Genomic DNA, 11,859 nt, shown 5'->3' with positions numbered 1-11,859 from the left:
AGTTTGTGTTCGTTAAGGCTTGGGTGTTAAAATTTAAATTGTTTTGTGTAATCCTCCGGTTGAATAATAATATATCGGATCAGCTTGAACTCTTTTCTGATGCCAGCCTGAATCCTGTCTATGGCTTCGTTGAGCTCATGTGTATCCAGGCCTTCCTTAAAAGAGACAATCAGTGTTAAAAGGACTTCTTCGGGTGACTGATAATTGGAGACAACTGTCAATACTTTGTTGACTGCATTATCCTGCTCAATAATGTGGATAATCTTTTCCCTGGAAGCCGCCGATATGCCTTCGCCTAACAACAGGCTTCTGCTTTCACGGGCTAATATTAAAGAAACTCCTACTAGCAGAAGGCCAACCAGTAAGGATGCAAGGCCATCTAGTTCTGGGCGGTTAAGTTTATGGCTAAAGTACATACAGACCATCACTGTAAACAGACCCAGTACTGCTGCACCATCCTCAAAAAGCACAAGAAAACTAGATGGATCTTTACTTTTTACAATCGCATTCCACCAGGTTTCATGACCTCTTATTTTATTAAAGGCTTTTGCTGCGATGATTAAAGATGTACCCTCAAAAATGACAGAGAGTACAAGCACAACATAATTCCATAATGGATCACCTAATGGTTCCGGATAAATAATATGGGTTATTCCCTGGTAGATAGAAATTCCTCCACCTAAACCAAAGATCAGAATAGACACAATAAAAGAATAAAAATAGAGCTCCTTTCCATAACCAAAGGGGCGGAGGGCATCTGCAGGTTTTTTACTCCTTTTCAATCCAAAAAGCAGCAAAAGCTGATTAACTGTATCTACCAGTGAATGTATTCCTTCGGAAATCATAGCAGCACTGTTACTGAAATAGCCAGCTACAAATTTTGTAACCGCTATGAGCAGGTTTGCAGACAGTGCGCTATAGATGGATGCTTTTTGATTGGCCATGCTATATTTCTACTACAGAATATGGAGATGATTTACTCCCTCGTCAAATTTATAAGATCAAGATACTTCAGCGCATCATTTATTACTAAAGATCGGGTATTATTTTGAGGACTCCATCCATGATTCAAAAAATAGGTGATAAGCTCATTGATAACAACCGGCCTGTTAAAGTTAATATGAATTTTATCGTTACCAGGCAATTGACTTTGTTTATATAACCAGATAATTCCGTCTCCGGCGCCATTTAGACACCATTTCTGTGCCTCAAAAGGTTTATTGTCATCTTCTTTGAAAAATAACCAGAGTGGCGACTTCTTATTTCCTTCCTGATAAATTGTGATTTTCTCTTTTCCAGAGGTAGCATTGACTACTAATTACGATTTTTCGGAGTTTCAAATTGTTTATTTTAAACGGGTAATGTAAGTAGGACTCTGGTGCGTTTCTGGAATCTGAAAAACAACATCACGGACGCAGTCAGCAGACCAAATGTCAGTCCATACCAGATACCGTTTACTCCCATATCTAAAGTAATACCCAGAAAATAACCCAGAGGAATACCAATAACCCAATAGGCAATGAAAGTAATCACAGTTGGGATATTGACATCACCCAATCCACGGAGTACCCCCAGGCCAACAACCTGCGTACCGTCAAACAGCTGGAAGAATCCTGCAATGATCAATAATTGCGCAGCAATGTGAATCACAGCCGGATCTTCTGTATAAATATAGGGTAACAAGTGATTGGCGCAAACGAACAGGATAGCCGTCATACTCATAAAAGCGATGATGGCATGATAACTCGCCACTGCAGATCTCCTGAGATCAAGGAAATTCTTTTTACCCAGGTTATTCCCTGTTTTAATCGTTGCTGCCGAAGCAATACCGCTGGCGAGCATATAGGTTACTGATGCCAGGTTAATGGCCACCTGGTGAGCTGCCTGTTCGACAGCACCAATGGTACCGATCAGGATAGCAGCCCCGCTGAATGCGCTTATTTCAAATGAATATTGTAAGGCTACGGGAGCACCGATTTTCAGAATCTTCAGACTCCTTACTTTATCAATCAGGTTTAACTTGAAGTTTTGCAGATATACTTTAAAATTTTTGGAATTAAACACATAAATAGCCATCACTGTAGCCATCAATATTCTGTCTACTAATGTGCTTATACCTACGCCTTTAACACCCATAGGAGTGACACCAAACATCCCTTTTACTAAAATCACTCCCAGAATGACGTTAATCAGGTTTCCCCAGATAGAAATAAACATGGCTTGTTTGGTAAAACCTAAGCCCTCAGCAAATTGCTTGAAGGTCTGGAAAATCATCAGCGGAATAATAGAGAAACTCAGATAGCCGAGATATGGTTTTGCATAAGCTACCACTTCTGGAGACTGTCCGATATGGTCTATAATTAATAGGGTTCCAAAATGAACGAGTCCGTAAAGGAATAATCCCATCACAAAATTAATGAGCAGGCTATTCGATAAAAGACGGCCGCATTCCTGGAAATTTTTACGTCCGTTCTCCTGCGCAATAAGTGGGGTCAGGCCATAGGAAATACCCATTCCCAATACCAAAATCAGCATAAAAAGGCTGTTTACCAGAGATACGGCAGCCAGTTGAATGGTTCCTGCAAAATGTCCTACAATTACACTGTCTGCCAAATGTACAAGGGTGTGTCCAAGCTGGGACACCACAATGGGCATTGCGAGTCTTAGGTTATCTGAATAGTAGGGCTTGTATTTTGCGTAAAAGGAACTGAACATAACAAATGGATTTAACCTATAAAGGTACGGTTATTTTTGTGTTGTCATGGTGAAATATTCTTCTTTTTCGGAAGTGTGGGGCTGAATCAGATCTGCCAGAATAAAGCTAACGAGTATTTTCTGTGCCTTCTGATTTGAAATTTTTGTTAATTTACTAAACTGTTTTAAGGTAATCCGGCCTTCCAGGTCAAGGTATTGCAGGAGTTTTTGTTCCTGTTCTGTATAAGTGATCAGCTGTCCGCTATGTGTATTTTCTTTTTTAAGTACGTCAACTATTATTTTGCTGGCCAGCACACTCTTATCATTGATCCGGAAATAGACCCACCACTTTTTATTCTCATCCAGTGCATAATGAGGTTTAGTATCACTTTGTGGTATTTTGGCTACCAAAACGAGTTTACTGTCAACATATATTTCTTCAAATTCTGGCTCAATTGCAGGTTTACAGAATTGATGTGCCGACTTGATAATCATATACTTTTCTTCCTCTTCGGACTTGACCCCTTTAATACTGCCATCATCGGCAACCCCGATCAATAACTGACCGCCTTTATTATTGGCAAAGGCTACCAGGCTTTTTGCAATCTTTTCATAATTGTTAATCGTCTTTTTAAAATCCAGTGTGGTTCCTTCTCCTTGCAAAATAAGTTTCCTGATATTCATTTTTAGAGGTTTTAAAAGACATGCTGATTAATAAGCTACAGGACCATTTTCTCCACTATGCAGGTTTCTGACATAAACTTCATTCATCACTGTAGCACAAATTTCGCCATCGCTATTTTTAATTTCCATCGGATAAGCCCTGACAAACTTACCAGTTGTATTCAGTGCTTCAATAGCTTCATTTAACATCTCATCAGTGATCAAAACAGTAAAATAAAGTGCTGACCGCCCTGGTTTCAGATATTGTATACTTGCACTTTTGAGCCATACTCTTACTTTAAATCCCTCACGCTGTAAAAGCTGGTCAAACAGCAGGGCAAAAAAAGGATCGGTAGCAGCATAAATGGTTCCGCCAAAAATGGATCCGTTATAGTTTTTATTGAAAAGGCTCTTATAGATTTTAACATCCACCCCTCTGAATCCCTGATGAAATCTTTTCACCCAAATGCGCTGAAAGAAAAGGGGGGGATAGAAGCAGAGACCCCATTTAAGTGTTTTTTCTGATACAATCATCGAGTTTAAATATCTGAAAGATTATTGGAATCTTTTCTACAATAAGACAGATTAATTAATAATTATACTGTAAAAAACCGTTAGACTAATATTTACGTATATAGATAAAACGAACCTGGAATATTAAAAAGTTTTGATTGATTGATTTTTTATGCCTTGCTGTTATTGGTTTCACAGCAAGGCTTTTTTATGGCTTTCTTGTTGTTATGTCAAAATGAGTAAAACAAATTCAAATCCGGAGACATCAGAATATTATAAAACTTAACTTTGGGTATATATTCACGGAACGATGTTAAAAGATAAAGTTGTAGAAGCGTATAAAAAAATCCAGGATGAGATTTGCCAGACTCTGGCAGCAGCCGATGGTAAAGGGCAGTTTGAAGAAGAAATCTGGACAAGAGAGGGTGGTGGTGGTGGCCGTACCCGTGTATTTCAGAACGGCAATGTAATTGAAAAAGGCGGGGTTAATTTCTCTGCCGTTTATGGCAAATTACCTGAAGCGGTAAAAAAAGCATTTAAGGTTGATAATGATGAATTCTTTGCAACTGGTGTCTCGATAGTAATTCATCCATCTAATCCTTTTGTACCAATTATACATATGAATATCCGTTATTTTGAAATGGATGAACAGACACGCTGGTTTGGTGGCGGGATAGATCTGACACCTCATTATATTATTGATACTGATGTACGGTTTTTTCATCATCTGCTGAAACAAACCTGTGATGAATTTGATGCATCATTTTATCCACGCTTTAAAAAACAGGCGGATGATTATTTCTTCATCAAACACCGTGAAGAGACGCGCGGCGTAGGCGGTATATTCTATGACAGGCTGAAACCGGAAAATACAGGTCTGGACTGGGATCAGCTGTTTAATTTCTCATTAGCCGTAGGAAATACGTTTCTTCCTGCTTATACTGAGCTGATTGACAGAAACAGAGACACAGAATTTACAGGTCATGAACAAGAATGGCAGTATTTAAGAAGAAGCCGTTATGCCGAATTTAATTTAGTCTATGATTCGGGTACAAAGTTCGGTTTGGAGACCAACGGAAGAATAGAATCTATCCTAATGAGCTTACCACCAATGGCAAAGTGGACATATAATCACAAGCCTGCAGAAAACAGCCCAGAGGCTGCAACTCTGTCTAAGTTAATAAAAGGTATAGACTGGGCTTAATTTTTTTCCACAATACGCTTAAACAGCAATATTTTCTTAAATTCGCAAGGTTATAACATTACCTTATTTAAATCGTTTTTAACGAACATCACTATTTTATGGCAGAAGATTTAGAAAATCAGGAAAACGACAAAATAATTAAAATTGATATTGACGAGCAGATGAAGTCTGCCTACATCGATTATTCGATGTCTGTTATTGTATCAAGGGCGTTACCTGATGTACGCGATGGATTGAAACCAGTACACCGTCGTGTACTTTACGGGATGCTTGATTTAGGTTTGGCCAGTAATAAGCCTTACAAGAAGTCAGCCCGTATTGTTGGAGAAGTGCTGGGTAAGTATCACCCACATGGTGACTCTTCAGTATATATGACTATGGTTCGTATGGCACAGCCATGGAGCTTACGTTATTTACTGGTAGAAGGTCAGGGTAACTATGGTTCGATTGATGGTGACTCTCCGGCAGCAATGCGTTATACGGAAGCGAGATTTCAGAAAATCGCTGAGGATATGCTTGCGGATATCAATAAAGATACTGTAGATTTTCAGTTGAACTTTGACGACTCTTTGAAAGAGCCGACTGTGCTTCCGGCAAAGGTACCAAACCTTTTAATTAATGGTTCTTCAGGTATTGCAGTAGGTATGGCAACTAATATGCCCCCTCACAATATTACAGAAGTAATCAACGCGACTATCGCATACATTGAAAATACAGAAATTACTATTCCTGAGTTAATGAAATTCGTAAAAGGCCCGGATTTTCCTACCGGAGCTATAATTTACGGTTACAATGGCGTTCAGGATGCTTTTGAAACAGGCCGTGGGCGTATAGTTATGCGTGCAAAAGCTGAAATCGAGACACATAAAGACCGTGAGACTATAATCGTAACCGAGATCCCTTATCAGGTGAACAAGGCGATGATGATTGAGCGTACGGCTGAATTAGTAGGTGAGAAGAAAATTGAAGGGATCTCAAATATTAAGGATGAGTCCAATAAAGACGGTATCCGTATCGTTTATGAAATTAAACGTGATGCCAATGCTTCAATTGTACTGAACAACCTTTTCAAACAGACTGCATTACAAACTTCATTCAGTGTAAATAACATCGCCCTGGTGAATGGCAGACCTCAGATGCTGAATCTGAAGGACCTGATCAGACACTTTGTTGATCACAGACATGATGTCGTTGTACGCCGTACTAAATTTGAATTGGATGAAGCACAGAAACGTGCGCACATTCTTGAAGGTTTATTAATTGCTTTAGATCATTTGGATGAAGTAATTAAATTAATCAGAGCATCAAATACTCCGGAAGAAGCCAGAACAGGTTTAATGGAGCAGTTTGGTTTAAGTGATATTCAGGCGAGAGCTATTCTGGATATGACTTTACGTCGTTTAACAGGTCTGGAAAGAGACAAGATTAAAGACGAGTTTAATGAGTTAATGAAAACAATTGAATACTTGCAATCTATCCTTGCAGATGAAGGATTGAGAATGCAGATCATCAAGGATGAATTAGCCGAAATGCTTGAGAAATACGGTGATGAACGCAGAACATCTATCGTTCATTCGGCCGAAGATATGAGCATGGAAGACTTCATCGAAGACGAAGAAGTTGTGATCACGATCTCTCATGAAGGTTATATCAAACGTACTCCAGCTACTGAATATCGTACGCAGGCAAGAGGTGGTAAAGGATCTAAAGGAAGTGATTCAAGGAATGAAGATTTCATTGAGCATTTACTGATTGCTTCTAACCATAACTATATGTTGTTCTTTACCGAGACCGGACGTTGTTTCTGGTTAAGGGTTTACGAAATTCCGGAAGGCTCGAGATTAAGTAAAGGAAGAGCAATCCAGAATATCATCAACATTCCTAAAGAAGAGAAAATCAAAGCCTACATTAAGGTTAAGAATCTTAAAGACCAGGAATATCTGGAGAACAACTTTATTATCATGTGTACCAAAAAAGGAACGATTAAGAAGACTTCACTGGAAGCTTATTCGAGACCAAGGGTAAATGGTATCAATGCAATTAATATTAATGAAGGTGATCAGTTACTGGAAGCTAGTTTAACCAGTGGATCAAGTGAAATTATTATGGCATTAAGGTCTGGACGTGCTATCAGGTTCAACGAAAGCACAGTAAGACCAATGGGAAGAACTGCTACTGGTGTAAGGGGTGTAACTTTAGGTCATGCCCAGGATGAGGTTGTTGGCATGATTGCTGTGGATGATCCTACAGCAACTGTAATGGTAGTTTCAGAAAAAGGTTACGGTAAACGTACTGATGTTGAAGATTACCGGGTAACTAACCGCGGTGGTAAAGGGGTGAAAACCATAACCATTACTGAGAAAACAGGTGACCTGATTGCAATAAAGAGTGTAACGGATGCCGATGACTTAATGATCATCAATAAATCGGGTATTGTAATCCGGATTGTACTGAGTCAGTTGAGAGTAATTGGAAGAGCAACTCAAGGTGTACGTCTGATCAACTTAAAAGGTAATGATGCAATTGCATCAGTTGCTAAGATTGAACATGAAGATGATCCTGAAGAAGAAGTTTCCGAAGATCTGCTGGTTATTGATCCAAATGATGTTCTGCCGGAAGAAGAGGCTGGCGCTGAAGAGGAAGAAACCGAAGAAGAAGAGCAGGATGAGGAGGAGACTGAAGGTGATGAAACTGATGAAGACACAGAAGAAAACTAATTATAAATTAAATTAAAAAACAGATCCGGTAAACCCTGCATGGTAAAAATGCCAAAGCAGGGTTTATGTTCATTAAAATCAATTTATCAATATGAAAAAAGTACTTTTAAGTATGCTATTAATAGGTGCTGCTACCTATGCAAATGCTCAAAAGAGTGAAGTTTCAAAAGCTAAAAATGCTTGGACACTGGCTAAATTTGCTAACAATCAGACATTAGAAGCTACCTTAAAATCTTTGGGTGAAGGCTTAAAAGCCACAGATAATGCTATTGCTAATGAGAAATCTAAAGACATGGTTGAAGCCTGGTCTTACAGAGCATTGTTTGCTTCCAGAATCTCATTTGTTGATTCATTGAATGTCCCTAATGCAGAGGCTAATGGAAAAATTGCTGAGGAAGCAATTACAAAAGCTAAAGCTTTAGATGCTAAAGGCAGTGAGAAAGAAAACATTTCAGAAGCCGAGCAGACTTTATCAAATGCATTGAAAAACAGAGCAATTTTTGCCTACAACAAGAAAGATTTCAAATCAGCATTACAGTTTTTCAATGAAGTAACTGCTAAAAACCCTAAGGATACTTCAACTTATGTAAACGCAGGTGTTACTGCTAAACAAATTGGTGATTACCCTGAATTAGTTAAAAACTTCAAAAAAGCGATCGATTTAGGTTCTAAAGATGCTGAATCTTTATACAGTGAAGCAATCTCAGTAAGTTTCGCTAATATCAAAGATACAGTAGGCGGTTCTGCTTTATTAGAAAGTGCTATCGCTAAATATCCTGAAAACCCATACTTCACTGGTATGCAGACTGATCTTTACATCAAACAAGGTAATATTGCAAAATCACAGGAGTCATTGAATAAACTGATTGCCAAAGATGGTAAAAACGCATCATACCAATATGCTATGGGTGATACTTACTATAAACAAGCATTAGATTTACAAGGAAAAAGAAACAAAATAGATCCTAAAAAGAAAAAGGAATTTGATGACGTAACTGCTAAAATGAAAGGACTGATCGATCAGGCTTTACCATATTACAAAAAAGCATACGAACTTGATCCTAAAATGATCTCTGCTTTAGAGAACTTAAAAGTTATTTATGCTTTTAAAGATGATAAAGTAAATTATGAAGCAACTAAAAAATTATTGGATGCTCAGAATGCAGCTGATAAAAAATAATACTTAATCAATAGCGATTAAAAGAGGGATAAGTTTTATCCCTCTTTTTTTTTGTATAAATTTGTGGTTAAGCCCAATGAAGCATTATGGTTAAGAAACGATATATATTTACAGCTGCTATTCTCATTATTAGTTCGACTTCAGCATTTTCTCAAAAAACACAGCTGTTTATTGCAAGAAACAGTGTAGGAAAACTTCAGGCTGCAATTGCCAATAAACAGGACCAGAAAACACAGTTATCTATACTAGGAGAGGGGATCAAGGCCGCTGAGGCAGCAGAGAAGGATAGGGAAACTAAAAAATGGCCAGAGACATGGGCCCTTAAATCTTATCTGAGTTCTTATATCGCAATTGTAGATCCTGATCAGGGAAATTCTGATAAATATTATGACCTGGCCATCAAAGCGATTGATACGGCTAAAAGATTTGACAAATTTGAAGACAATTCAGGACTGATAGCTGCGTCAAACTATAATATTAATATCAAAAAACAACAAAAAGGAAAAGCGGCTTATCAGGCTAAAGACTTTGCTGCAGCTTTTAAATATCTGAAAGAAGTCAGTGATTATTTCCCGAAAGACACTGTACTTGCTATCAATGCGGCCTTAAGCGCTGAAGGTACCAAACAGGAAGATGAAGCCCTGCAATATTTTAAACGTGCAAAAGAAAATGGGATCAGAAATCCTGTTGTATACCAGCGCATGGCTGATATTTATAAATTAAAACTTGATGCTGAAGAAGCCCTGAAGATGTTGCAGGAAGGATTGGTAATCAATCCTTATAATGATATGCTCAATAATGATTATATCAATCTGTTACTGGATAATGAAAAATATACGGAAGCCAGGCTGGTTATTGAAAATACCTTAAAGGTTAATACCAGAAGTAAATTGTTATATTATCTGTATGGTTATCTGAATCAGAAAAATATCAATATGGGTACCGCAGAGCTGGCATACAACAAAGCTCTTGATATTGACCGTAATTATTTTGATGCTTTATATCAGCTGGGCCTGGTTTATATGAACCTGAGTAATGATGCTTTAGCGACTGCAACCAAAGATGTCCCAACATTTACATCGTACCTGAACCGTGCTGAAATAATTCTGGCGCAGGCCCATAAAGTTAATCGTAAGGACAAACAGACAATTAATTTATTAATTGATATCTATACCCGTAAAAACAGATTTGACAGAGCTCAGGAGCTAAAAGCTCAGCTTGAAGAATTTTAAATTCCGTTGGACTGATCAGAATTTCTGCTTCAGAATAATAAAAAAAACGCCAGATTTTTCTTAGTCATCAGACAAGATTTTCTGGCGTTTTTCATGGTTAATAGCATGATTTCTTATAAATTTGTATAGGAGATACAGGATCTGTCCTTGTTTTCTAAAACTGTTCAAAATCTCTTTTTAATTTCTTTATCAGTATGTCTAACACATTTCATAGGGTCGGTAATGGCCCACATCCGGTTATTGTTCTTCATGGATGGTTCGGTGATTCCCACGCCTTTGCGCCAATGGAGGAAGCTCTTAGTGGCAATGAATTTACTTACATCTTTATGGACTATCGTGGGTATGGCGGAATGTATTCAGTCACAGGTGCTTATACTATTGATGAAATTGCGGCTGATACGTTAACCCTTGCAGACAGCCTGGGGTTTGACACATTTAGTTTGATCGGCCACTCCATGGGAGGGATGGCAATTGAGCGAGTGGCTATGTTAGCCCCTGAACGTGTACGTATGCTTATTCCCGTTGCACCGGTTCCGTCTTGTGGTGTTACTTTTGATCAGGTCAGGCAATCATTGTTCGATGGAGCTGCAGAAAGCATCGAAAATAGAAAAATCATTATTGATCGCAGCACCGGACAACGTCTTTCAGCATCCTGGATTAACTGGAAAGCCAGGTACTCCATAGATAATTCTTCCAAAACTGCTTTTGCAGCGTATTTAAATGCCTGGAGTAATACTAATTTCAGTTCCGGGATCCAACAGGCTCCACATAAGGTGAGAGTTTTGATTGGTGAGCATGATCCGACCTTCAATGCCAGTTTAATGCGTTCCACATATTTGTCATGGTATCCTCAGGCGCAGCTAGAAATACTTCCAAACGCTGGTCACTATCCAATGAATGAAGCGCCGGTTGCACTTGCCACTAGTATTGAGAACTTCCTGCGTGAGATTTAGCTTGAATATCCTTATGTCAAGAATATTTTTAATGTATAGGATTTACAACAGAAGAAAGAGGGTTTGCAGAATACTACTTAACATAATGTTAATTATATAATTAAATAAAATATGGTAGTAATTCATTAACCATTCTTTAAAAAAATGATTAACTTTAGTAATAGAAATCATGACCATATCTTTTATAAAAAAATCCGTTTTCCTTTTGATCTTTCTTCTTCCGCTAAGCGGCAGTTTGTTTGCCCAGGATGATAAGGGTTGGTTTAAACGTGTTGATCTGGGCCTGGAAAAATCATTTTATACTGATCTGAGTGTTTATAGTGCATATTGGAAAACCAAAAGCGATTGCGGTTTTTTATTAAGTGGTAACACAGAATTTGTCATAGCGAAAACATTCCTTACCGCGCCTAAGGTAAGTGTAACCTATTTGGTTAGCAACTTCTTACTTGCAAGAACTGATTTTTCGTTATACAGCGACTTCAAAAATACGCAACCTGTTATTACACCAAAAATTGGCTTTACTTTTTTTGGCCTGTGTTTTTATTATGGCAGAAATATCAGTTTAAACCAGACCAACTTTAATTCACTGGGTAAAAATCAATTTACAATTGGTGTTTCTGCTATTCCTAAAATTCATCTTAGGTTCTTTTAAATTATAAAGCCCGCTGGCTTTAGCCAGATCGGCCTTTTCCTGTCTTTGAGA

10 protein-coding genes are annotated in these 11,859 nt (G+C 38.1%); 6 read left to right on the top strand and 4 right to left on the bottom strand.

Going from position 1 to position 11,859, the window contains the following annotated elements; all coding sequences use genetic code 11:
- Positions 1–26 precede the first annotated feature (26 nt).
- The 4 genes from HDF25_RS03440 to HDF25_RS03425 form a co-directional block, all read right to left on the bottom strand.
- Complete coding sequence (locus HDF25_RS03440) at positions 27–944, bottom strand: cation diffusion facilitator family transporter (protein ID WP_184622814.1); 918 nt, start codon at positions 942–944, stop codon at positions 27–29.
- Between the two features lie 406 nt (positions 945–1,350).
- Positions 1,351–2,715 (bottom strand): MATE family efflux transporter, encoded by a 1,365-nt coding sequence (locus HDF25_RS03435; RefSeq protein ID WP_184622812.1) that lies wholly within the window; start codon positions 2,713–2,715, stop codon positions 1,351–1,353.
- Positions 2,716–2,745: 30 nt separating this feature from the next.
- Positions 2,746–3,378, bottom strand: coding sequence for a helix-turn-helix domain-containing protein (locus HDF25_RS03430; RefSeq protein WP_184622810.1), 633 nt, complete (start codon positions 3,376–3,378; stop codon positions 2,746–2,748).
- A gap of 27 nt (positions 3,379–3,405) precedes the next feature.
- Positions 3,406–3,891 (bottom strand): DUF4442 domain-containing protein, encoded by a 486-nt coding sequence (locus HDF25_RS03425; protein ID WP_184622808.1) that lies wholly within the window; start codon positions 3,889–3,891, stop codon positions 3,406–3,408.
- 289 nt (positions 3,892–4,180) lie between these two features.
- Between HDF25_RS03425 and hemF the strand changes: the two genes are divergently transcribed.
- From hemF to HDF25_RS03395, 6 genes are all read left to right on the top strand, one after another.
- A complete protein-coding gene (hemF, locus tag HDF25_RS03420; protein ID WP_184622806.1) occupies positions 4,181–5,074 on the top strand; it encodes an oxygen-dependent coproporphyrinogen oxidase in 894 nt (297 codons plus the stop codon).
- Positions 5,075–5,172: 98 nt separating this feature from the next.
- On the top strand, positions 5,173–7,791 hold the full coding sequence (gyrA, locus tag HDF25_RS03415; RefSeq protein WP_184622804.1) for a DNA gyrase subunit A: 2,619 nt from the start codon (positions 5,173–5,175) through the stop codon (positions 7,789–7,791).
- Positions 7,792–7,882: 91 nt separating this feature from the next.
- On the top strand, positions 7,883–8,971 hold the full coding sequence (locus HDF25_RS03410; RefSeq protein WP_184622801.1) for a tetratricopeptide repeat protein: 1,089 nt from the start codon (positions 7,883–7,885) through the stop codon (positions 8,969–8,971).
- A gap of 86 nt (positions 8,972–9,057) precedes the next feature.
- Entirely contained in the window at positions 9,058–10,203 is a 1,146-nt protein-coding gene (locus tag HDF25_RS03405) for a tetratricopeptide repeat protein (protein ID WP_184622799.1), read from the top strand.
- Between the two features lie 194 nt (positions 10,204–10,397).
- Entirely contained in the window at positions 10,398–11,156 is a 759-nt protein-coding gene (locus HDF25_RS03400) for an alpha/beta fold hydrolase (protein ID WP_184622797.1), read from the top strand.
- 205 nt (positions 11,157–11,361) lie between these two features.
- Complete coding sequence (locus HDF25_RS03395; RefSeq protein ID WP_184622795.1) at positions 11,362–11,808, top strand: hypothetical protein; 447 nt, start codon at positions 11,362–11,364, stop codon at positions 11,806–11,808.
- Positions 11,809–11,859 lie beyond the last annotated feature (51 nt).

Source organism: Pedobacter cryoconitis, from assembly GCF_014207135.1.
GTDB lineage: Bacteria > Bacteroidota > Bacteroidia > Sphingobacteriales > Sphingobacteriaceae > Pedobacter > Pedobacter cryoconitis_D.
The sequence above is the reverse complement of the archived record's forward strand: the minus strand, read 5'-3'. Positions and strand labels throughout refer to the sequence as shown.

Coding starts and splice junctions, on each gene's coding strand:
- HDF25_RS03440 (WP_184622814.1), bottom strand. CDS start 944: ATGGCCAATCAAAAAGCATCCATCTATAGCGCACTGTCTGCAAACCTG.
- HDF25_RS03435 (WP_184622812.1), bottom strand. CDS start 2,715: ATGTTCAGTTCCTTTTACGCAAAATACAAGCCCTACTATTCAGATAAC.
- HDF25_RS03430 (WP_184622810.1), bottom strand. CDS start 3,378: ATGAATATCAGGAAACTTATTTTGCAAGGAGAAGGAACCACACTGGAT.
- HDF25_RS03425 (WP_184622808.1), bottom strand. CDS start 3,891: ATGATTGTATCAGAAAAAACACTTAAATGGGGTCTCTGCTTCTATCCC.
- hemF (WP_184622806.1), top strand. CDS start 4,181: ATGTTAAAAGATAAAGTTGTAGAAGCGTATAAAAAAATCCAGGATGAG.
- gyrA (WP_184622804.1), top strand. CDS start 5,173: ATGGCAGAAGATTTAGAAAATCAGGAAAACGACAAAATAATTAAAATT.
- HDF25_RS03410 (WP_184622801.1), top strand. CDS start 7,883: ATGAAAAAAGTACTTTTAAGTATGCTATTAATAGGTGCTGCTACCTAT.
- HDF25_RS03405 (WP_184622799.1), top strand. CDS start 9,058: ATGGTTAAGAAACGATATATATTTACAGCTGCTATTCTCATTATTAGT.
- HDF25_RS03400 (WP_184622797.1), top strand. CDS start 10,398: ATGTCTAACACATTTCATAGGGTCGGTAATGGCCCACATCCGGTTATT.